At 66.0% G+C, this 22,024-nt stretch carries 17 protein-coding genes; 8 read left to right on the top strand and 9 right to left on the bottom strand.

The window, feature by feature from the left end; translation table 11 throughout:
* Positions 1-67: 67 nt before the first annotated feature.
* Entirely contained in the window at positions 68-811 is a 744-nt protein-coding gene (locus R2733_21345) for a class I SAM-dependent methyltransferase (GenBank protein ID MEZ5379058.1), read from the top strand.
* Between the two features lie 19 nt (positions 812-830).
* Here R2733_21345 and R2733_21340 read toward each other — a convergent pair whose 3' ends face one another.
* Entirely contained in the window at positions 831-1,544 is a 714-nt protein-coding gene (locus tag R2733_21340) for a sugar transferase (GenBank protein ID MEZ5379057.1), read from the bottom strand.
* Between the two features lie 272 nt (positions 1,545-1,816).
* On the opposite strand from R2733_21340, the gene R2733_21335 reads away from it, so the two are divergent.
* Positions 1,817-3,451, top strand: a complete 1,635-nt coding sequence (locus R2733_21335) for a sugar transferase (GenBank protein ID MEZ5379056.1) — start codon at positions 1,817-1,819, stop codon at positions 3,449-3,451.
* A 62-nt stretch (positions 3,452-3,513) separates the two neighbouring features.
* Complete coding sequence (locus R2733_21330) at positions 3,514-4,467, top strand: GDP-L-fucose synthase (protein MEZ5379055.1); 954 nt, start codon at positions 3,514-3,516, stop codon at positions 4,465-4,467.
* A 54-nt stretch (positions 4,468-4,521) separates the two neighbouring features.
* Here the strand turns inward: R2733_21330 and R2733_21325 are convergent, their stop codons facing one another.
* The 3 genes from R2733_21325 to R2733_21315 all read right to left on the bottom strand — a co-directional run bounded on the left by R2733_21325 (position 4,522) and on the right by R2733_21315 (position 7,957).
* Positions 4,522-6,348, bottom strand: a complete 1,827-nt coding sequence (locus tag R2733_21325; protein ID MEZ5379054.1) for a DUF4012 domain-containing protein — start codon at positions 6,346-6,348, stop codon at positions 4,522-4,524.
* Positions 6,349-6,435: 87 nt separating this feature from the next.
* On the bottom strand, positions 6,436-6,783 hold the full coding sequence (locus R2733_21320) for an LPXTG cell wall anchor domain-containing protein (GenBank protein ID MEZ5379053.1): 348 nt from the start codon (positions 6,781-6,783) through the stop codon (positions 6,436-6,438).
* Positions 6,784-6,910: 127 nt separating this feature from the next.
* A complete protein-coding gene (locus tag R2733_21315; GenBank protein MEZ5379052.1) occupies positions 6,911-7,957 on the bottom strand; it encodes a hypothetical protein in 1,047 nt (348 codons plus the stop codon).
* A 194-nt stretch (positions 7,958-8,151) separates the two neighbouring features.
* On the opposite strand from R2733_21315, the gene R2733_21310 reads away from it, so the two are divergent.
* Together R2733_21310 and R2733_21305 are read left to right on the top strand one after the other, a co-directional pair.
* Entirely contained in the window at positions 8,152-9,384 is a 1,233-nt protein-coding gene (locus tag R2733_21310) for a glycosyltransferase family 4 protein (GenBank protein MEZ5379051.1), read from the top strand.
* On the top strand, positions 9,384-10,571 hold the full coding sequence (locus tag R2733_21305; GenBank protein MEZ5379050.1) for a glycosyltransferase family 4 protein: 1,188 nt from the start codon (positions 9,384-9,386) through the stop codon (positions 10,569-10,571). The genes R2733_21310 and R2733_21305 overlap by 1 nt, the downstream gene beginning before the upstream one ends.
* On the opposite strand, the gene R2733_21300 is transcribed toward R2733_21305, so the two are convergent.
* The 5 genes from R2733_21300 to R2733_21280 form a co-directional block, all read right to left on the bottom strand.
* Positions 10,537-11,850: a polysaccharide biosynthesis C-terminal domain-containing protein gene (locus tag R2733_21300; GenBank protein MEZ5379049.1), complete on the bottom strand. Its 1,314-nt coding sequence runs from the start codon at positions 11,848-11,850 to the stop codon at positions 10,537-10,539. The genes R2733_21305 and R2733_21300 overlap by 35 nt on opposite strands.
* 2 nt (positions 11,851-11,852) lie before the next feature.
* Positions 11,853-13,271, bottom strand: a complete 1,419-nt coding sequence (locus tag R2733_21295) for an O-antigen ligase (protein MEZ5379048.1) — start codon at positions 13,269-13,271, stop codon at positions 11,853-11,855.
* 2 nt (positions 13,272-13,273) lie between these two features.
* Complete coding sequence (locus R2733_21290) at positions 13,274-14,908, bottom strand: polysaccharide biosynthesis tyrosine autokinase (protein MEZ5379047.1); 1,635 nt, start codon at positions 14,906-14,908, stop codon at positions 13,274-13,276.
* Positions 14,905-15,882, bottom strand: a complete 978-nt coding sequence (locus tag R2733_21285) for a WecB/TagA/CpsF family glycosyltransferase (GenBank protein MEZ5379046.1) — start codon at positions 15,880-15,882, stop codon at positions 14,905-14,907. The genes R2733_21290 and R2733_21285 overlap by 4 nt, the downstream gene beginning before the upstream one ends.
* Before the next feature lie 74 nt (positions 15,883-15,956).
* Positions 15,957-17,036, bottom strand: coding sequence for an NAD-dependent epimerase/dehydratase family protein (locus R2733_21280; GenBank protein MEZ5379045.1), 1,080 nt, complete (start codon positions 17,034-17,036; stop codon positions 15,957-15,959).
* A gap of 364 nt (positions 17,037-17,400) precedes the next feature.
* On the opposite strand from R2733_21280, the gene R2733_21275 reads away from it, so the two are divergent.
* The 3 genes from R2733_21275 (at position 17,401) to R2733_21265 (ending at position 21,830) form a co-directional block, all read left to right on the top strand.
* Positions 17,401-18,681 carry a DUF4214 domain-containing protein gene (locus R2733_21275; protein MEZ5379044.1) on the top strand — a complete coding sequence of 427 codons (1,281 nt, stop codon included), beginning with the start codon at positions 17,401-17,403 and terminating at the stop codon, positions 18,679-18,681.
* 76 nt (positions 18,682-18,757) lie between these two features.
* Entirely contained in the window at positions 18,758-19,930 is a 1,173-nt protein-coding gene (locus tag R2733_21270; GenBank protein MEZ5379043.1) for a DUF4214 domain-containing protein, read from the top strand.
* Positions 19,931-20,114: 184 nt separating this feature from the next.
* Entirely contained in the window at positions 20,115-21,830 is a 1,716-nt protein-coding gene (locus tag R2733_21265) for a DUF4214 domain-containing protein (GenBank protein MEZ5379042.1), read from the top strand.
* Positions 21,831-22,024 lie beyond the last annotated feature (194 nt).

The following is a 22,024-nucleotide window of genomic DNA, read 5'->3' as shown; positions in this document are numbered from 1 at the left end:
CTACTAGGCTCTATCGCCAGCGTGCCATCACCGAGACCGGGCCGGCCGCCCCGACACGAGGTACGACGTGACCGACATTCTCGACGAGATCTACGAATCCGGGACGGTGCTGACGCCCGAGGGGGTTCGCAAACCCCTCCACTCCGCCGTCAACCGGCTCGAAGGCCAGTTCCTCGAAGGTCTCATCCACGACGACCCGAGCATCCGCAACGTCCTCGAGATCGGCTGTGCCTACGGCCTGTCGTCGCTCCACATCCTGCGCGGCCTCGCTGGGCGCGACGGTGCTCACCACACGATCGTCGACCCCTTCCAGCATGAGATGTGGGAAGGGATCGGCATCGCCAACATCGAACGAGCTGGACTCACCGGCTACTCGCTGGTGGAGGAGCGTTCCGAGGTGCTGCTTCCGCAACTCGCCGCACAGCAGCCGGGATCGTTCGACCTCATCTTCATCGACGGCTGGCACACCTTCGATCACACGCTGGTGGAACTCTTCTTCGCCAACCTGATGATCCGTGAGGGTGGCTACATCGTCGTCGACGATTGCAGCTTCTCCTCGGTGGCGAAGGCGGTGTCATACCTCGAGCACTATCCGGCCTACACGATCCACCGCCAGAGCCCGACAACCCGAGAACCCAAACGCCTCGCCGCCTCCCTCCTGCACCGACTACTGCCCGAGCCCATCGCCGGCGCTGTCCTCCCCCGCACCGTTTATGACCGGATCTACGTCCGGACGATGTTCTCGACGATGGTGGCCTTGCAGAAGGTGGCACCCGATGAACGCGACTGGGACTGGTTCGCGCCCTTCTGAGGATGAGCTGTCGCCCTGATCAGCTCCCCGAGCCGCGGGCAACTGCGACCGCGGTGGCGGCCAGCAGGCGGAGGTCGGTCCCGAGCGAGACCGTGTCGACGTAGGCTTCGTCAAGCTCCAGACCGTCGACGAGTCGACCGTTCGTTCGGAGCTCCGAGACCTGGTAGGGGCCGGTAAGGCCGGGTCGCACGGCGTGACGCCGGTGGTTCAGAAAGGCGGCGGTGGCCACGGATGCCATCTCGGGACGCGGACCGACGAGGCTCATCTCGCCCCGAACGACATTGACGAGTTGCAGGACCTCGTCGAGGGAATAGCGACGTACGAGGCGGCCGAGACGGGTGTGGCGGGGGTCGGCGTCGGACTTGTGTGTCAACCGTCGATTGGGGCCGTTGTAGTCTCGCGATCGCTCACGGCGACAGTGCGCCATCGTGCGAAACTTGAGACAGGCGTAGGTGCGACCCGACCGCCCAATGCGCTCCTGACGCAGCACCACGCCCGGCCCGAGCGTGCACCGGAGCGACAACCAAACGGAGGCGAGGAGCGGACTCAATACGACGAGCAAAGCGACGGCACCGATCACATCGAAGCTTCGCTTGCACAGCCGGAGGTACATCGTTCGGGCCATCGGGGTCGTGGTTCGCCCCCGCGCATCCCAATCGTCGAGCAGGCGAGCATCGGGACCGTCGGTCGACGACACCGATGACGTCGAAGGATCCACGCTCCACCCCAGCATCCGCCCGACTGTACGCAATGCGACCGCTCGTCGCACGTCCGTTCCCGGCCGGTCGATCGCTGCGCCGACCCTGACAACCGCACTCCGAGTCGGCCCATCACTGCGGGTGCCCGCTGTCGGAGCGGGCTCTCGTCGGTCCGACGCCCCCGTGCTCGGCACACGCCGAGAGACTCGATGGGTGGTATTGCCCACCATCGAGGCGCGATTCGTTCTGACGCAGAGTGATCGGTTCACTACCCTGGCTGGTGCGAGCGGGCAATGCGGGAGAAGACATGGCGAGAACACGAGACTGGCGCTGGGTTGCAAAGCGAACGCAGCCTTGGGCCGACTTCGCAGCGACAGCGCTGGGGTGGGGCCTCGTCCTGGTCTTCAGCGGCCTCACGGCGCTCAGTGAACGCAGCCGCATCGAGTCGCTCATCTTCGCTCTCGCCGTCGGCTTCATCACCGTCGTTCTCCTCGCTCGTCGGGGTCTCTATTCCGGGCGACCGACGCTTCCCCGAACCGAAGAGATCTCTCGGGTGCTGTCATCCGTCGTCATCGCCGGCCTGGCGCTGGCGGCGTTGTCGGCACTCTTCAACTGGCCGGTTGGCGCCCGCGAATTGGCGCTCGGCATCCTCGTCGCCTTCGTGTTCCGCTCGCTGGTGCGTGGCGTCCTGCGCGACGTCGGCTCCCGGTTCTCTTCGGCCGACACCCGAGTCTCGGTCGTCGTCGTCGGCGTCGGTGAAGAGGCACGTGACCTCGTCGCCCTGATCCGCGATCACCCCGAGAGCCGACTCCGCCTGCTCGGCGTCATCGGCAAGGAAGAGGTCGCCCAACTGAACGGGCTCGATGGCGACTGGCTCGGCCCGGCCGAGAACATGATCGAGATCATGGGCTCACGCAACGCCGAAGCCGCCATCTTGACGGCCACCGGCTTCCGCAGCCCGCAGTTCAGCCGGCTCACCACCGAGCTGTTCAGCGCCGGCTACGACATCCACGTCTCGACCGGTGTCAACCGGCTCACCAACAACCGCTACGACGTCCGTTCGTTGTCGCACGAACCACTGGTCGTGCTGCGGCATCGCCGCCCCACCCGCTGGGAGCTGGCCATCAAGCGTGTCATCGATGTCGTGCTGGCATCGGCCGGGTTGGTGGTTGCGGCCCCGCTGATGCTGCTCACGGCGCTCCTGATCAAGCTCGACGACCGTGGACCGGTGTTCTTCCACTCCCAGCGAGTCGGCATCGATGGGCGTCCGTTCGCGATGATCAAGTTCCGCTCGATGGGTGTCGACGCCGAGGCCAAGAAGGATGCGCTCCGCGAGAAGAACCAGCGCGACGGGCCACTGTTCAAGATGGCAGGCGACCCTCGCATCACCCGTGTCGGTCGACTCATTCGTGAGACATCGATCGACGAGCTGCCTCAGCTACTGAACGTCATCCGCGGCGACATGAGCCTGGTCGGCCCTCGACCCGCCCTTCTCGAAGAGGGTGAGGCCTTCGACGACGAGCTGCGCAATCGCTTCCTCGTGCCTCCGGGCATCACCGGCCTATGGCAGGTGGAAGCGCGCTCGAATGCCGCGTTCTCTGCCTATCGCCGGCTCGACCTCCACTACGTGGAGAACTGGTCGCTCGGCCTCGACCTGCGCATCATCCTCGCCACCGCCGAGCAGCTCGCCATCAGCGTGATCACCCTCCCGCTGCGCTGGATCGGCGGGTCGGCCATCGACGGCGTGATCGACCTCAGCGAGCCGGCCACCGAGGACGCGCCGACTCCGTCACGGGGGCTCACGACGCCGGCAGCGCCGCTTCGCCAGGCAACCGCCGATCCCTCGGAGGTGACCAGCATCGATCGGGTGCTGGTCGACCTCACCGACTCGGCAGCCGACTCGACGAGCGATCGAACGAGCGGTCAGACCGTCGCCAACTGAGCCTCGGCTCGTGATCGCGCCATGGCGCTAGCCTGGCGCACGATCGCAACGAGGGAGTCGAGTTGAGTCCGGTACCCACCAACGCCAAGATCTTCGTGGCCGGCCACCGTGGCCTCGTCGGATCAGCCATCGTGCGGGCGCTCGAAGCGCGGGGCTACGACAACATCGTCACCGCCACCCGCGACGAACTCGATCTTCGTGACCAATCGGCGGTCGACGCGTGGTTCGACACACATCGACCAACCCACGTCTACCTGGTCGCCGGCACCGTGGGCGGTATCTGGGCGAACGCCACACGACCGGCCGAGTTCCTCTACGACAACTTGATGATCCACGGCACGGTCGTGCACGCGGCCCACTGCACCGGTGTGACCAAGCTGCTCTACCTGGGCTCGAGCTGCATCTACCCCCGTCTGGCCGAGCAGCCGATCGTGGAAGAAGCATTGCTCACCGGCCCGCTCGAGCCGACCAACGAGGGATACGCCCTGGCCAAGATCGCCGGCATCAAGCTCTGCGCCACCTATCGACGCCAGTATGGCGACGACTTCATCTCGGCGATGCCCACCAATCTGTATGGGCCGGGCGACAACTTCGATCTCGAAGCGTCCCACGTCATTCCCGCGCTGATTCGAAAATTCCACGAAGCGAAGCTCGCCGGGATCGATCAGGTCGAGATCTGGGGAACCGGCTCGGCGATGCGAGAGTTCCTCCACGTCGCCGATCTCGCCGACGCCTGTCTGCATCTGATGGACAACTACTCCGACGAGCTCCACCTCAATGTCGGCACCGGCGAGGACCTGTCCATCGCCGACCTGGCCGGTTTGATCAGAGAGATCGTGCACCCGGGTGCCGAGCTGGTGTTCGACACCTCCAAGCCCGATGGGATGCCCCGGAAGGTCCTCGATGTCACCCGTCTCCACGACACTGGGTGGAAGCACACCATCGAGCTGCGGGAAGGGCTCGAGTCGAGCTATCAGTGGTTCCTCGAACACTACGAATCAGCCAGGGGCGTCTGATCCTCTCGTGACAGGACCGGATCGTGTCCTGTCGCACCGGAGAGCCCGTGAGCCTCAGGGGGCGGGAAGCGGCATGGGGCGAGGCTGTTGATCCTGGAACGTGGTGTCACCCCATCGCCACGCCACGTTCGGCACCCGCCCCGAGGGCAGCACCGTGATCTCGGACACGCCGGCGTCGGCCAGCACCTCGTCGTCGAGGAAGACGGTGAACTCGAAGTTCCGATCGGTACCAGGCGGGACGTACACCGCCACCGCCGCCATTCCGAGCGGGCCATCACGACCGTAGGCCTCGAAGGGCATGTCGGCCGGGAACTCGATCCGAGTCGTGGCGGCCGGTGCAAAGACCACCACCCGTCCGATGTAGCCGCCGGCCTGTTCGCCGCCGTTGCGCTCCCACAATCCGAGCACATACTCGGGGAGGTCCGGCGTTGCTCGATTGATGATCCGCATGCTGGCTCGGAGTTCGATGCCCTCGTCGGTTCGCACCGGATCGACGACCACGTCGACGTTGAGGTAGGGATCGAGCTTGTTGCCGCCGAGGTTCATGAGCCCGACGAGCATCTCGTCGCCGTCGATCTCACCGGCCACGCCCACCTGACGCCACAGCGCCTGTTCTGAGGCCACCGTGCTGTAGGCCTTGATGTGGCCGGCGTCTGCGGCCGACACCAGCTCGCGCAACAACAGCACCGGATCCCATGGTCGGGTCCCGAGCGCCTCGAACGCCGCACCAGCGATGCCGGCCAGTCGATCCCGCCGCTCCAACCGCTCGTCATCGTCGGCATCGGAGAAGGTCGAATACTGATCGGACAGGAGGTAGTCGACGACGTTGTCGGCGCCGAACCGCTCCCCCTCGACCTCGATGTCGCCGACCACCCGCAAGACGGCCTCGAGCGCAATCGGATCGATGTAGAACGTGCCCCGCAGCTGCTCACCGGCGGATGCTTCCCACATGGTGAGCGCTTCGGGTCCCACGTAGTCCTCGAAGCGAGGCGTCAACGGGAGTTTCCGGAAGTCGTTGCCCGGCTTGAGGAACCCCCATCGAGCCGCGATGTCGGGATCGATGACTTGCGACCCGCTGATCGGAAACAGGTTCTCTGATGCGTTGATCGTCAGCAGCTGGAGGTCACCGTCGTGGGTGGCGAGCGTGCCGACCGAGAGTGGCATGCCGCTCGCCGCCTGGGTCTCGGACGGACTCCCGACGATCAGCAGGAACTCGCCGTCGGCCAGGAGGGACTCGAGGCCGGTGACGCCGACCGCCGCCTGATCGGCGAGTACCGCCAGTTCCTCGAGCGCCACCACACCGTCCTGGCGGGAGTCGGCCAGACTGGCGAGCAGGTGATGGTCGGGACCGAAGTCGATGGTGTCCATCGTCGATCGCAGTTCAGCAAGCAGCACACCCATGGTGTCGAGGAACTGCATCCGATCGAGTTCCTGCGCTCCCCCGGCCTGGACCTCGTTGACCTCGGCGAAGATCGGGCGGAGTGCCCCGGTGAGCTCGAGCGACGCGTCGACGAGCGCGTTCCCCGACTCGAGTTGGCGGCCGATCACCGGAAGCACGCCGAGCGGACGGATGGCCACCTTGGCGAGGTGTCGATCGGCGATCCGGAGCTCGGACTCGGCAAGGTCGATCTGGTCGGCGACCTCGTCGAGATCGGCAGCCAACGGGTCGATCGTGCCCAGTTCCAGCAAGATGTCGCGCCCTGTGGCCGCGTGGGTGCCCGCTCGGTAGAGCGTCCACGTCGACCATCCCAGCCACAGCACGACGAGGCTCAGCGCGCCGAACACGACACGGCGGCGTGACGCCCAGCGCACCGGTGCCGATGCACCGAGGTCGTGGTTCACATCGGCGAGGCCGTGGTCGGCGCTCGAGTCTTCGGTCATCGTCACCTCGGACCGCTCATGGTAGGAGACGCGACACGGCCTGCCGCGGACGGCAGGCCATCATCGTTCGATTGGTTGTTGGCTAGGTCAGGCCGTTGCCCGCCGGGAGCGGGTGACCAACACCGCACCACCACCGACGAGGGCGACACCGGCGAGCGCCAGGGTGGCGGTCTCGGTACCGGTGACCGGGAGGGTGGCCTGGCTGGGCTGCGTGGCCGGTGCCGACGGGGTGGTCGGGGCGGCAGGGGTGGGCGATGCCGGCGACGGCGCGACGGGCTGTGGGGTCGGGACGAGCTCGCCGCCCTCGACGATCACACCACCACAGTCGGGGGTGCCGAGGCTGCCCGAACCGGCGCAGTCTTCTGCCGAGGCCGGCAGGACAACGCCGAAGGTCGCCGCGCCGGCGAGAAGTGCACCGAGGAAGAGCTTACGCATGGTGGAGCCTTTCGAATGTTCCGCAGTGGCTGCAGTGTAGCCACTGATGACGCTCAGCGTAGATTCCACCACGAAGCGTCCAAAACGAGTCGAGTCACCTACGCGTCCGGGCTCCCCACCACGGCCCTCATCTGGCGATGGCCGCGGCGGCTCGCTCGTAGATCACCCGATGGGCCGCCGCTTTTGCGGTCCACTCCCAGGGGCCGGGAGCAGCTCCCACACGGTCGAGCGCAGCCCAAGCCAGGAAGTCGGCGATGGAGGCCGGATCGCTGGTGTCAGGCAACACCCGAACCCACTCGTTCCCCTGCGACTCGGTCAACCAGTCGGCCTGGCGACTCGGCGACAGGGCAACCGGTGTGCCCGCCGGGAGGCACACGTACGGCACGCCGGTGTTGAACGCGTGATCCTGCGGCGCCACCACCGCGTGGTGGGAACGAATGATGTCGTCGAGTTCGGGATCGCTCACCCAGCGATCGACCACCTCGAACCCGTGGTCGGGCGCGAGCTCACGGAGCTGCTCGAGATAGTCGCGATCGCCGACGGGCCCGGCGATCGTCAGCGTGGCTTGTTCCGACTCGATGAACGGCTTGAGCCAACGGAGTACATCGAGCTGCTGCTTGTAGGGCCCGATGGCACCGACCATGAGCAGGCGGACCGGCGTCCCCGTCGGTGGCCGGGCAGGTGGGTCGTCCGAGGTCACGGCGACGGATCCCCACTCGATCGGCTCGAATGGCACCGCCGCCAGATCGGGGTAGCGCTCGATGATCGCCCGCTCGTGCCCGGGCACCAGCGTGACGATGCTCGACATCCGGCGACGCATCGCCCAGAACAACGCCCGCTCGACCGGGCCCCTCCAGCCGTCGTGTGGCTCGAGATTGTGGGCGGTCCAAACGACCGAGTGGCGTCGGGCCAGCAGCGACAACGTGATCACCGAGGCCTCGAGCTGCTTGACGAGCTTCTTGGCCGTCGAGCCCGACGAGCGAACGATGTGTTCGGGCCAGTTCACATGCAACACGACCGGCGAGCGGCGGAGCAGCGTGGTGGCCCGAAGGTTCTCAAAGGTCACGCCGACACCGGCATAGGCGCTGGTCAGGCGCACCAGCTGCGGCGACGACTTCTCGTTGATCACCGGGTGAATGACGACGGCGAGCGGGTGCGGGGTATCGGGTACCATTCCCCCACTGTGCCGCAACGTGTGACCGACCGACACCGACGCGTCGCCCACTCGGGCTGAGCAATTCGACTGTGGTGCACCACGGCGACCCACCAGCTGGCCACACTCGGTGAACGGCACATTCCGAGGCTTGATCTACGAGGTCTCGCGCCGATGGTACCTACAGTCCCGCCCGTCCGATTCGGAAGGCCTTCATGGCTCCTGCAACCCCACCGCCGACAACGCCACCGACGGCGCTGCCCCCGACCAGGGCGGTGGTCGGTCAACTCATTCGCTATGCCGCGCACTATCGCAAGCACTTCTTCGATGCGGTCCGCGACGAGCTCGCGCTCCAGGGCATCGAGTACCGCGTGTTGTATGGCGAACCGTGGGCCGACGAGCAGCCCATCGGCGGTGTCGTCGAGCTGCCATGGGCCACCAAGGTCAAGACTCGGCACCTGTCGATCGCCGGCAAGACCGTGCTGTGGCACGGCGCGCAGCGAGCCGCAACCGGCTGCGATGTGATCATGCTCGAGCAGCAGGTCAAAGCGGTTGCCAACTACCTCTTCCTCGTTCGCCGCCTCGTCGGCGGACCGAGGATCATCCTCACGGGCCACGGTCGCAACCACCAGACCGACGACCACACGACCATCGTCGAGCGCTCGAAGGAGTGGCTGACTCGACGAGCCGATTGGTTCTTCGCCTACACCGAGAACTCCGCCGACATCGTCGCCGAGATGGGATTCCCACGCGAACGGGTCACCGTGTTCACCAACGCGCTCGACAACAACGCGCGGCGAGCTCAGATCGAAGCGACGACCGAGACCGAGCTGGCCACGCTGCGCAGCGAACTGGGCCTCGGAGCGGGGCCGATCGGCGCCTACATCGGTCGGATCTATCCCGACAAGCGACCCGACTTCCTCATCGATGCCGCACTCGAACTCCGGGCGCTGCAACCCGATTTCGAGCTCCTGATCATCGGCGACGGCAACGACCGGGCGGCGATCGATGCCGCGGCGGCAGAACACCCGTGGATCCATGACGTCGGCGCTCGCTTCGATTCCGACCTCGTGCGCCACGCCCTGCTCGCCGACGTCATCCTCAACCCTGGTGCCATCGGCCTGGTCGCCATCGACTCGCTCGCACTCGGGCGACCGATCGTCACCGTCGCCGATACCGGGCATGGGCCGGAGATGGCCTATCTCAAGCCCGACTTCGACTGCATCGTCCTCGACCGTGAGGTCACGCCCCAGCAGTACGCCACCACCGTGTCCGAGCTCTTCGACGATCGCCCTCGTCTCGTGCAACTCCAGCAGCAGGCCCGGAGCCGGGCCCACGAGTTCTCGATGGAGGACATGGTGGCCACCTACGCCGCCGGCTTCGTCACGGCGCTCGAAACGCTCGGCATCATCGAGCCGACCCCGGCCCCCGATCCGAACGACGCGTGATGCGAGTCCTCCAGATCCACTGTCGCTACCGCTTCGAAGGCGGCGAAGAAGCCGTCGTCGCGTCCGAGGCCGAATTGCTCGCTGCGCACGGCGTCGAGGTCGTGCAGTACCAGGTCGAGAACCCTGAGTCGGGTGGCCAGGCCGCGTTGACCCTGGCCCAATCACTGTGGAACCGATCGGCGCGGCGAGCCGTCGATGCCGAGATCGAACGGGTCCGGCCCGACGTCGTCCACATCCACAACACCTGGTTCACCCTGTCCCACTCGGTCTTCGGCGCCGGCCACGCCGCCGGCCTTCCCACCGTGGCCACCTTCCACAACTACCGGCAGAGCTGTATCAACTCGCTCTTCCTCCGCAACGGCGTGGCCTGTGACGATTGCCGCGGCCACGGGCCCTGGCGTGGCGCCATTCGTAAGTGTTACCGCGACAGCTACGTCATGTCGGGGATTGCCGCCGGCACGCTGGCGTTCCATCAGCAGCGAAAGACGCTCGCCAACGAACTCGATGTCGCCACCGTCATGACCGAGTTCGGTGCCGACATCCTCGTCGATGCCGGCTTGCGCCGAGAACAGGTGGTCGTGATGCCTCACGGGGTGCACGATCCCGGACCACGGACCGTGCACCCCTCCGCCTCCGACACCGTGCTGTTCGTCGGACGGCTGTCCGAGGAGAAGGGACCGCAGTTCCTCGTCGACGCGTGGATGGCGGCACCGCCCGAGGGTCTCGTGCTCGAACTGGTCGGTGATGGGCCGCTCGATGCCGAGCTGCGAGCTGCCGCGGCCGGCTGCCCGAGTATTCGCTTCGCGGGACGGATCCCTCGGTCAGAGGTCGAGCGTCTTGTGCTCGGCGCCCGGGCCGTGGCCGTGCCGTCACTGTGCTACGAAGGCCAGCCGCTGTCCCTCCTCGAATCACTCGGCGCCGGCCTTCCGGTGATCGTCGCCGATCACCCGCCGCTGCGAGGCACACTGGCCGGCACCGAGGCGGGCATCCTCGTCGAACCCGGGAACACTGCGGCGTGGACCCGTGAGTTGGCACGGTTGAACGATCTCGATTGGATCGGCCGGGCCTCGACCGCCGGACGCCGATTGTTCGAGACCGAGTACGACCGCGAGCTCGGTGGCGCTCGCCTGCTCGAGGTCTACGAGCGCATCGTCAACGCCGCTGGGGCTCGCCGTACTCCTCGATGAGCTGCGCCTCGAAGTCGTCGATCCGGCGGTCCTTGCGCACCAGGTAGACCAATGCGATCCACATGCCGATGGCACTCAGTGACTCGGCGACCAACGTGGCGGCGACGGCGCCCTTCCAGTTGTACGACGGGATCAGCCACACGTTGATCGCGAAGTTGATGACCATCGCCATGACGATGAGCCCGTTGCGAAGCCCCTGCCGGCCGGCGCCGGTGAGTGCATTCGCGGGGAAGATCGAGACGCCACGGATGAGCGGGAGCACGGCCAGCCAGCGAATGACGGTGTCCATCTGCGCGTCCTGGTCCCGCAGAATCCAGGGGAAGACCGGAGCGAAGATGAACAGGCCGATCCCCGCCGCGATGCCGAAGAGAATGACCGGACGCACCAGCTTCTTCGCCAGTACATACGCCTCGGCGAGACTGCGCGAGCCGGCGCCGAAGAAGTCCTGATCGGTGGCGCGCACCAGCGCCATGACCGGCACCACGGCGAGCGCAGCGATGCGGTACCCGGCGGCGTACCAGCCCGCCTGCAGCTCGAAGCCGTACTTCGGCAACATGGTCTTGTCCATGGAGTCGAGCAAGGTGTTGGCACCACCCATCAGGGTGTAGGGAATGCCGTCGCGAATGTCGTGCTGTGTGAAGGTCCCGAGGGTCGGCGAGGCGCCGAACGATGACCGGACCGTGACCAGCGACCAGGCCGCAGCGGCACCCCACGCGAATAGTCCGAATACCGCCCACTGATCGAGCGTGCCATTGCCGACCACGAAGAAGACCAGGACACCGATGAGTCGGATCACGCCCGTCGAGAGGCGAACCCGCATGGCGACCTCGAGCTTTCGGTGCGCCTGAGCGGCGATCACGGCGAAGTCGGTGAGGCCGAAGAAGAGCATCTGCGACACGACGAGCAGCAGGTACGTCACCGGCGAGACCTGGTCGAGGAGCCAACCACGAGTGACCATCAGCAGCGCGCTGAAGATGACCGTGCCCGCCAGCACGGTCGAGAGCAGGCGACTCCAGAGGACCTGGAACGGCCGCCCGAGGGCGAAGTCCCGCATCAGCAACTGCTGAGAACCGAAATAGCCGATCGTCGCCGCGAGGAGGCCGTGGGCGATCGCCGCCGAGTAGAGCCCGAACGACTCGGCGCCGAGTGACTTGTAGATCAGGAAGAAGGCCGCCATGCTCAGCGCGAGCTGAGCGATCTCGGCCCCGAGGGCGAAAACCGTGTTGCGTTTGGTCTGTGAACCGAGGGCCTTCGACTTGACCTTGGCGATGACGCTCACGATCAGTTGCGCCAGGGATCGTCGTCGTCCACGTCAAGAACCTCACCCGTTGGTGGTTGATGGCCGGCAGCGACGGGCATCGGAGGATCGTCGTCGAGGTAGCGCTCGTCGATGCCGAGCGACGCCAGTGTCGCCATGCGGGCTTGGCGCTGCTTGTAGCCCATCTCCAGAGGCACCTTGCCCTGCCGGGCGACGGTGAGGACCGCAAGAATGAATGCCACCCAGTAGATGGTGCGTCCTTGCACGCCGACCTCGGTGATCGAGTACAGCAGCGTGTAGGTGAGAATCGTCAGCGGCCACAGGCCGAGCACGCCGGGGACGGCGCGTACGAAGCGGGTGGCGCGAACGACGGCGCGGACATACATGATCATGAACATGCTGGTCCCGACGATGCCGAGCTCGAGCATGTATTCGAGCAGGGCATTGTGGGCGTGGGGCAGGCGCCCTCCGAAGTCGATCCACACCTCGTGCGCCGGGCCGAACCAATCGGTCCAGAACGCACCGGCGCCCGAGCCCAACCAGAAGCGCTTCGGGATCTCGTTGATGACGAGGATCCACAAATCGGTTCGTCCCGTGAGTGTGACGTCCTTGCCCACGATGCCGGCAATGACCTCGAGCTGCGTCAAGCCCACGTAGATCCCGACGACCACCGCCGTGAAGTAGCCGGTGGCAACGGCGCCGTAGAGGGTCTTGCGACCCCGGAACGCCTGAAACATGACCATGAACCCGATGAGCGCGATCCCGCCGCCGAGCGACGTGCCCGATGTCGAGCCGAACATCAGGAAGAGGGAACCCGCCGCGCCCAGGTAACAGACGACCCGGAACCGCCGGAACAGCCGTGCGGCCATGAGCAGGTTGATCAGCTCGAAGACCGACGCCCGGCCGAGCGAGTTCTTGTCGGTCTGGACCCCGCTCCAGCCCAATGGCGTGTCGGCATACACCGGCAGCGCGAGGCTGAAGACGATGTTCGAGACCACCCCGAGTAGGGACACCCACATGATCATCCAGAGCACTTCCTCGAGCTCGAATCGGATGAACAGGTAGTAACCGACCAGCGTGGTGAGCAGGAAGATGATCGAGAAGTCGAGCGTGCGTGCGGGGTCTTCGGACCAGACGGCCGAGAGCAGGCAGAAGAACACCCACGAGAACAGCAGCGGCTCGACCCGAATGGCCTTGACGAACTGCTTCTCGTTTCCATGCAGGCGGCTGAGGAGAAACCCGTAGCAGCCGAGGAACGACAGCTGGGTGATCGGGTCGCTCGGTTGCACGGCGACGAACGACCCGCCATAGGACCGGAACCACGTGGTCGGCACGGCATAGGCCAGGATGAACAGGGCGAAGGTCGCCACCATTCGTTCGACCTGACCCGGTCGTTTGATGAACGCCCGCTCGTACACCTGGGGCCGGGCCCCAGCCACCATGGTCACTTTCGAGTTTCGTAGGTGTAGCGCTGGCCGTACGAGGTGATCGCTGCCCGTCGCTCCTTGTTGAGCACGGCGCCCAGCAACTTGCCGCCGGCCCGTTCGATGTCGGAGCGGAGACGATTCAGCGATGCGGTGTCGGTGCGGAGGCTGTCGACCACCACGATGACGCCGTCGACGTAGACGGAGGCGCCGACGGCGTCGGCGGCATTGAGCACCGGCGGCGAGTCAACGAGCACGATGTCGGCCATGCTGGCGAGGGTCTTGATCAGCGAGTCGAACCGGGCCGACGACATCAGCTCACCAGGGTTGCGAGGCAGATGACCGGCAGGCACGATGCGCAAGTTCTCTCCGACCGGGCGCATCGGGATGCGCTTCATCTCTGGATCGGCCAGCCAATCGCCGAGGCCCTCGGACTCGTCGAGCCCGAACAACTTGTCGAGGCTTGGGCGACGAAGGTCGGCCGAGACCAGCACGACTCGCTTGCCGGACTCCGCCAGGGCGATGGCGGTGTTGGCCGAGGTGACCGACTTGCCTTCGCCCGGTGTTGCGCTGGTGAGCAGCACCGAGCGCAGGCCCTGCGCTCCAGCGAGGAACAACAACGACGAACGGAGGCGGCGATACGACTCCTGGGCGACCAGGATGACGCTGGAGCGCTTCTCGGAACGCATGACCAGCAGCGCTCCACCGAGCGAACGGGCGAACCCGAGGTTCGGCACCGACGCGAGCACGTCGACGCCCAGGGTGGCCTCGATGCTGTCACGATCACGAGCGGTCTTGTCGAGGCGATCGAGGGTGAAGGCGAGGACCACGCCCATGATCGAGCCGAGGATCAGGCCGACGGCCATCAGGGTGCTGGCGCCGAGGCCGAGCGGGGCCCGAGGGGTCTCGGCGTATTCGAGCACCGAACTGGGGTCGTTGAGGGTGGCCTTCGACCGCTGAAACTCGGCCAGATCGGTCTGCAGCGCCCGCAGGCGGACGAGATCCTGTGCCCGGGTCTGGGTGATCTGCGACGCGAGGTCGAACTGCGACTGGCGCTCGGCCGAGCCGGCGTCGGCCCGGGCGGCCGCCGCCTGTGCGGCCAGGATGTCCTGCTCTTCCTGATCGATCAGGGCCTGCAACGGCGTGATCAAGTCGTTGGTGGCGGTGATGCGCTCGTCGTAATACGCGTCAGCCTCGCCGTTGCGCTGGGCAACGTAGACGTCGGCGAAACCGTTGACCGCGTCGCGGGCCAACTCAGGGTCGGTCGAGGTGAACGACAGGTTGAGCACGTCGGAGTCGGGACGGAAGTCCACCTTCATCGGCCGTAGCAGCGACTGCGGGTCGCCACCTTCGACCCGGTCGGCGCCGACGATGTCGACCACTTCGCGAGCGATCGGGAGCGAGCGCAGGATCTCCCGTTCCTTCTCGAGCACCGGGTTCACGAGCTGATTGTTCACCGAACCGACGGGTGACGGGTTCAGCTCGACCCGAGCGGCCGCTTCGTAGTTGTCGGTACGGACCTGGGTGTAGATGTTGGCCAGCACCAGGCCGACCGCGGCGCACACGAGCACCGTGATGAATCGGCGCTTGACCGCGCCGATGTAATCTTCGAGTCCGGGCGCATCCTGCGCGATCGATCCAGGTTCGTACATCATGGGGCAGTAACCGTTGTGGTGTTGTCCGAGGAGACCGGCGGATTCGGCACGGCACGAGTCGGCAAACTCGAGCCTGCGCCGTTGCGGGCCGTCAGTCCCTCGAGGGGGGCGGGCGTCGGAATGACCGGGACGGTCGATCCGGATGCTCGGCGAACCATCGCCGTCGTGAGCAGAGCGAGGAAGCGAGAGTTGGTACTCAGATACCGGCGCCAGAGCCGCTTGGGCTCGGCGGCGAGACGCCACGCCCATTCGAGACCGAGGCGCTGAATCAAGGTGGGTGGGCGGGATTTGAGACCGGCCCCGAAATCGAAGGCCGCACCGACCGCCATCATGGCGGCGTCGACCTTGCCGCGGTGATCGGCAACCCAACGCTCTTGGCGGGGGCAACCTCGTCCGACGAGGACGATGCCGGCGCCCGAGTCGTGAATGACCTCGATGTCGGCGAGATCTTCCTCGGGCGTGGCGTCGCGGAAACGATCGGGTTGGATACCAGCGATCAAGAGATTGGGATGCCGGTTGGTGATGGCCTCGGCGAAGAGACGGCAGGTCTCACCGGTGGAGCCGTAGAGGAAGATCGACACGCCCTCACGCTCGGCCCGCTCGAAGACGTGCCAGATCACCTCGGGTCCAGCCACTCGGCTCTCCAACCCGGCACGGTGGAGCAGGTTCATGGCCCACTTGACCGGCATACCGTCAGGAGTGACGAGATCGAAGCGCTCGTTGATGAGTGCACCGAACTCGTCGTTGGTGACCGCTTCGATGAGCCCGTGCACGGCGAGCGCCGTCATGCCGAAGGACTGATGACGTTTGCCGGCGGCCACGATGGCATCGGCTGCTTCGGCGTAGGTGGTCTTCGACACACCGATGCCGAAGACGTTGAGACGCTCGATGACACCGGCGGACGCCCCGGCGTGCGACTCGCCCCGCCGCTCGGATGCGGGGTGCTGTTCGGTCACAGCGTCTTGATCGGTCACAGGGTCTTGATCGGTCACAGGGTCTTGATCGGTCACACGGTCCTGCCTGGTCGCTTGGTCCTGCCTGGCGTCGTTCACACCGTGGCCTCAGCGAGCCACCGGTCGGAGGCACGCTCGTAGATGTCGGCAATGATGCCCTTGATATCGTAGGTGAGCTTGAAGTCCGGATAGTGGGACTCGAACTTGGAAATGTCGGAGATCCACCACATGTGGTCACCGATCCGGTTGTCCTCGGCATAGGTCCACTCGAGCTTGCGACCCGCCACCGCTTCGCACATGTCGATGGCTTCGAGCATCGAGCAGTTCGCCGTGCGGGCGCCCCCGATGTTGTAGGCCTCGCCGACACGGGGGTTCTTGGCGAACGCGTCGAACGCCGCGATCAGATCCTCGGAGTGGATGTTGTCACGGACCTGCTTGCCCTTGTAGCCGAACACTGTGTAGGGCCGACCGATCACGGTGCAGCGCATCAGGTAGGCGAGGAAGCCGTGCAGCTCGGCGCCGGAGTGGCCCGGTCCGGTCAGGCAGCCGCCCCGGAAGACGCCGGTCTTCATGTCGAAGTACTTGCCGTATTCCTGCACCATCACATCGGCGGCCACCTTGGAGGCGCCGAAGATGCTGTGGGTCGAGTTGTCGAGCGACATCTCCTCGGGGATGCCGTGCTCGGCCCACTCATGTGACGGGTCGAGTTCGTAGCGGCCCTCGAGCTCGATCAGGGGGAGACGGTTCGGGGTGTCGCCATACACCTTGTTGGTCGAGGTGAAGATGAAGGTGGCCTGCGGTGCGTGGAGCCTGGTGGCCTCGAGCAGGTTCAGCGTGCCGACGGCGTTGACGTCGAAGTCGGTGAACGGCTCACGGGCGGCCCAGTCGTGTGACGGCTGAGCGGCGGTGTGCACGATGAGTGAGATGTCGGTGCCGTACTCGGCGATGAGATCGTTGACGCCGGCCCGGTCACGAATGTCGAGGGCGCGGTGCACGTAGTTGTCGAGATCGGCCTGGTGGGTATCGGTCGCCCACGCCGTGGAGGATTCCTCGCCGAAGAAGTAGGCCCGCATGTCGTTGTCGACACCGACGATGATGTCGGCGGACTTGGCGAAGTGACGGACCGTCTGGGCACCGATCAAGCCGCCTGCTCCGGTCACGATGATCACTGACATTTTCGGACTCCTGTGGTGGGCCGGCAGACGCCGACTCCTGTCAAGGGCCGGCCCTCGCCGACCGTTCGTTTTCGGGTTGGCCTTGCGTCCCACACGCTGATCCACTTCGAACGGTACCGAATCGATCCGAGCCGGGCCGTGAGTCGAAGGACCCAACGAACGGCGCAGCGCACAGGAACACCTGACCCTGACCCATCGGCGCGTGTCGCAGAGTCCTGAACTTCGACACGTGTGAACGTCTCGCTAGGAACACTGCCCGGTTGATCACGCAGCGTGCCAAAGAGCTGGTGCAGGCCGAGAGCGCCGACCACCATGAGTGATCTTGCTCAGCGTCCGCCGCCCGCACTGGGCTAGCGTGCCCGCCATGGCGAAAAGTGTGCGGGTGGGTCGCGTCTTGGCGGGCATCGTCGCGTTCTCGGTGGGAACGTTGATGGCGACATCGAACGGTGGGGCGGTGCTGGCACCGACGGCGAACGGAGCGGCGGCCGAGGCATCAGCGAAGCCGGCGATCTATCTGTCGTTCGACGACGGTCCGTCGCTCGACGGGGGTACCTCGCAGCTGCTCGACGTTCTCGCTCGGCACAACGCAAAGGTCACGTTCTTCATCAACGGAGTGAACGTGACGACGCCGGCAACCAAGGAATCGTTGCGGCGGGTGCTGGCCGAAGGTCATGCCCTCGGTAGCCACTCGTACCAACACCTCGAGCTCGACAAGCTGAGCGACGACGAGATCGTCAACGTCCAACTCAAGCGAAACCACGATCTGGTGAAGTCGGTGACCGGCCACGACATGGCGTGCTTCCGCTCACCATGGGGCAGCACCTATACCCACGAGCGAGAACTGGCCCTGATCCGTGGGTTCGGCTACCAGGTCGAGAACTACTGGGGACGGAACGACGCCAGCGACTACACCTTCGAAAACCTCGTGCCGTCGCTCCCGGCCGGAGCGACAACGGCCGAACGAGCAGCATGGGAAGCCGAACGGAAGCGGATCATCGCCCGAGCCACCGCCGACAAGCTGGCGACGGCCACGGGCGGCGAGACCTTCCTGCTCCACGACGGGGTGGCGAACAAGTCGGCCACGGTCGCCGGCATCGAGCTGTTCCTCGCCGAGCACGGCGACGACTACACCTTCCTTCCCATCCCCGGTTGCGGCGGCGACTCGACGCCACCGATCACCACCCCACCGACCACGACGGCCCCGACCACCACGCCGCCCCCGGCTGGCCCGGTCTACAACGGCCCGGTCGCCGGTGCTGCAACGGTCGAGGAAATCCTGGCGGCGAGCGACTACACGGCCAATGACGCCAACTACCTGCGGCTCTACCACGCCCTCCTCGCTCGCGAACCCGACGTCGCCGGCGCCAAGTACTGGCTGGCCCAGTCACGCGTCGGCTCCACCCTCGACGACGTCGCCTGGGGATTCTCCCAATCCACCGAGTTCGTCGCCAAGTACGGCAACCTCGACGACGCAGCGTTCGTGACCACCGTCTATGGCAACGTCCTCGGTCGCACTCCCGACGCCGCCGGCCGCAACTACTGGCTCGGCGAAGTCACCTCCGGGCGACTCAGCCGACACAGCGTCGTCCGGTGGATCGCCGAAAGCAACGAATTCAAAGCAGCCCACCCCTACGCCCCAACCTGACCACTCCGCTCATCTCCGCAACGACAGGTGATCCTGCTCTCTCCTGCGCGGTGTCGAGGCCGGTAGCGTCCTCACCATGGCGAACAACAAGCGGGTGGGCGGTCTCGTTGCTGCCGCGTTCATGATCAGCACGGCGGTGGTGGCAGCGACTCCATCAGCGGCAACGTCAGCGGCCCAACAGACAGGCAGCGCAACGGCCAAGCCGATCATCTATCTGTCGTTCGACGACGGCCCGTCGCTCGACGGCGAGACGACGCACCTCATGAACGTGCTCGACGCCTATGACGTCGACGCCACCTTCTTCATCGTGGGCGACAAGCTGGCGAGCGCGACCAATCAGACGGCGCTGCGCCGCATGTACGCCGACGGTCACGCGGTCGGCAACCACTCGTGGAACCATCTTCCACTCGACACGCTCAGCGACGCCGAGTTGATCAACACACAGCTGCGTCAGACGCACGAGCGGGTCAAGGCCGTCAGCGGCTACGACATGCGCTGCTTCCGTGCCCCGTGGGGCAAGTCACGGATCACCAAGAACCAGGTGACCATCATCGAGGACTTCGGCTACCAGGTCGAGAACGCCTGGCAGATCGACGCCAGCGAATACGTCTTCACCGAGGCGCTGCCGGGCGGACCCGCCGTGGCCGATCAGATTGCCGCCAAGCTGGCAACTGCGACCCACGGCAACCGGATCCTCCTCCACGACGGAGTGCTCGATCGATCGGCCATGGTCGCCGGCGTGGAGCAGTTCCTCGCCGCCCATCGCAACGACTACGAGTTCCGCACGATCCCGGGGTGTGAGAACGACACCACCACACCGCCGCCGGCCGGCCCGAGCTACGACGGCCCCATTGCGAATGCGGCCACGGTCGGGGAGATCCTGGCGGCGAGCGACTACACCGCCGGCGACGCCGACTACCTGCGGCTCTACCACGCCCTCCTCGCTCGCGAACCCGACGTCGCCGGCGCCAAGTACTGGCTGGCCCAATCACGAGTCGGCTCCACCCTCGACGACGTCGCCTGGGGCTTCTCCCAATCCAGCGAATTCGTCAAGAAATACGGCAACCTCGACGACGCAGCGTTCGTGACCACCGTGTACGGCAACGTCCTCGGTCGCACCCCCGACACCGCCGGCCGCAACTACTGGCTCGGCGAAGTCACCTCCGGACGACTCAGCCGACACGGCGTCGTCCGGTGGATCGCCGAAAGCAACGAATTCAAAGCAGCCCACCCCTACGCCCCCACCTGAACACTCCGTCGGTGACCAGGCAGTAGGCCGAACGGCTCAAGTTTTCCGTAGCGAAAAGACGATGGGTAGTTTCACCTGAAGGACCGACTGCGTCACGACGCTGAGGCCTGAAGGCGACTACATTCGGACGTTGGCGGGGTTCCCGTCTCGCCAGCCCGCATTCACCATCAAAGGATTCTCCCTTATGAACCCATCGCTACGTCGTGTCCTCGGCACGGTGGCAGCCGGTGTGGCCCTCACGGGCTCGCTCGCGGTCTCGCCACTTGCTGCCGGTGCAGAGTCGGCGCCGGCCGCGGTCTCCGCACCTGCGGCAACCGCCTCGGCCACCGCTGCCCGCACTCAGGCCGAGAACGAGCGCATCGTTCGCGCCATGTACCTCGGCTTCCTCCAGCGCGAGCCCTCCACCACCGAACTCGCCGCCGGGCTCACCAAGGCCACGGCCGGCAACTTCGCCTCACTCGTCAGCGATGTGTCGCGGGGCGACGAATGGCTCGGCGTCTTCGTCGACGACCTCTACAACCAGGCGCTCGAGCGCGATCCCGATGCGGCTGGCCGCACCTACTGGATCGGCGAGCTCAAGACCGGCAAGGCCAGCACCCTGATCGCCGCATCGGTCATCGGCTCCGCCGAGTTCCGCAACCTTGCTGGCAACACCGACGACGGCTTCATCGAGCGCAACTACGTCCGCATCCTCGGCCGTGCCTCAGAGCCCACCGGAAAGTCATTCTGGCTCGGCATCCTCGGGAGCACCAGCGATGCTCGCATCGGTTCGGAGTTCTTCGAGAGCCAGGAGAACCGCAACCGCCGCGTCACCAACCAGTACGACCAGCTGCTGTGCCGGACCCCGGATGCCGCCGGCCTCGCCTACTGGGCCGACGAGATCACCGGTGGGCGCGACGTCGCGCTGTCGGAGTTCCTCGCCACGTCCGACGAGTTCATCAACAATGCGGTCGCCGGCACCTGCCTGGCAACGCCGAAGGATCCCGATCCTGAGCCCGACACCCCGCCGGATCCGGCCGCGGTCTGCACCGGTGTCACCACGATGCCGAACGATGACTGCCAGGCGTTGGTCAAGATCTACAACGAAAACGGTGGCAAGGACTGGGTCGTCACCGACGACGATCGGGACTACCCGGGCACCTGGGCCAAGGCTTCGACCGATCCCTGCACCTGGGCCGGTGTCACCTGCTCCGCCGGGAAGCTCACGGCCCTGACCCTGAACTCGGCTGGCGCCACCGGCGCCATCCACTCGTCGCTCGCCGACCTGACCGACCTGGTCGACCTGAACCTCAGCCTCAACGAGATCACCTCGATCCCGACCGGCTTCGCCGGCATGACCGGGCTGCGGTTCGTCAACGTCTCCTACACCAACCTGAGCGGCCCGGCCGACCTCACCTCGGCGTCGGCACTCAACGTGATCACCGCCACCCAGGCCGGTCTCAGCACGCTCGACGTGTCAGGTCTCGCCGACCTGCAGGAGCTGTACATCAACAACAATCCGTCGAACAACACCGACGGAACGAAGAACACCTTCACGTCGTTGCCGTTGCCAACGGCCACCGACACGCTGACCACGCTGCAGGCCCAGTACAACCAGATCACCTCGATCGACGGTGTGCAGGGGCAGACGGCGCTCACGCAGCTGTGGGTGTTCAATAACGCCATTCCGACCGTGCCTGCCGGCATCGAGGCGCTCACCACGCTCGACGCCGATCCGACCCCTGCGGTCGCCACTGACAACTCCACCAATGCGTTCCGCTTCGGCCCCCAGTGTGTGGGCTCGGCGGTCACCGCTGCCGACGGCACCGGCGCCGCCTTCATGGACGGCCGCGACGGTGGTCCGACCGGCAACGAGGCCTGGCGTTCCGCCACTTCGGGTTCTCCGGCCTGCCCGGCCTGAGGTCGACAAGCTCGAACCTCACCGTGAGCACCGACTCGTCGGTGTGAGCATCTGAAGAACACCGTCACGGGCGGGGGCTTCGGCCCCCGCCCGTTTCGCGTGGCCGATCGAGCGATTTGCTCATCCCCATCCTCCACTTCGGGTCTGTTCTGCCGACACAATGGGTGTCGTCGCTGTACGACGCATCCCGCACG

Source organism: Acidimicrobiales bacterium (assembly GCA_041394265.1).
GTDB lineage: Bacteria > Actinomycetota > Acidimicrobiia > Acidimicrobiales > SZUA-35 > JBBQUN01.
The sequence above is the reverse complement of the archived record's forward strand: the minus strand, read 5'-3'. Positions and strand labels throughout refer to the sequence as shown.

Excerpts from the sequence above, each read along its gene's own strand:
- R2733_21280 (MEZ5379045.1), bottom strand. The coding sequence starts at position 17,036 with ATGTCAGTGATCATCGTGACCGGAGCAGGCGGCTTGATCGGTGCCCAG.
- R2733_21310 (MEZ5379051.1), top strand. The coding sequence starts at position 8,152 with ATGGCTCCTGCAACCCCACCGCCGACAACGCCACCGACGGCGCTGCCC.
- R2733_21305 (MEZ5379050.1), top strand. The coding sequence starts at position 9,384 with ATGCGAGTCCTCCAGATCCACTGTCGCTACCGCTTCGAAGGCGGCGAA.
- R2733_21320 (MEZ5379053.1), bottom strand. The coding sequence starts at position 6,783 with ATGCGTAAGCTCTTCCTCGGTGCACTTCTCGCCGGCGCGGCGACCTTC.
- R2733_21270 (MEZ5379043.1), top strand. The coding sequence starts at position 18,758 with ATGGCGAACAACAAGCGGGTGGGCGGTCTCGTTGCTGCCGCGTTCATG.
- R2733_21290 (MEZ5379047.1), bottom strand. The coding sequence starts at position 14,908 with ATGATGTACGAACCTGGATCGATCGCGCAGGATGCGCCCGGACTCGAA.
- R2733_21275 (MEZ5379044.1), top strand. The coding sequence starts at position 17,401 with ATGGCGAAAAGTGTGCGGGTGGGTCGCGTCTTGGCGGGCATCGTCGCG.
- R2733_21335 (MEZ5379056.1), top strand. The coding sequence starts at position 1,817 with ATGGCGAGAACACGAGACTGGCGCTGGGTTGCAAAGCGAACGCAGCCT.
- R2733_21340 (MEZ5379057.1), bottom strand. The coding sequence starts at position 1,544 with ATGCTGGGGTGGAGCGTGGATCCTTCGACGTCATCGGTGTCGTCGACC.
- R2733_21265 (MEZ5379042.1), top strand. The coding sequence starts at position 20,115 with ATGAACCCATCGCTACGTCGTGTCCTCGGCACGGTGGCAGCCGGTGTG.
- R2733_21295 (MEZ5379048.1), bottom strand. The coding sequence starts at position 13,271 with ATGGTGGCTGGGGCCCGGCCCCAGGTGTACGAGCGGGCGTTCATCAAA.
- R2733_21315 (MEZ5379052.1), bottom strand. The coding sequence starts at position 7,957 with ATGGTACCCGATACCCCGCACCCGCTCGCCGTCGTCATTCACCCGGTG.
- R2733_21325 (MEZ5379054.1), bottom strand. The coding sequence starts at position 6,348 with ATGACCGAAGACTCGAGCGCCGACCACGGCCTCGCCGATGTGAACCAC.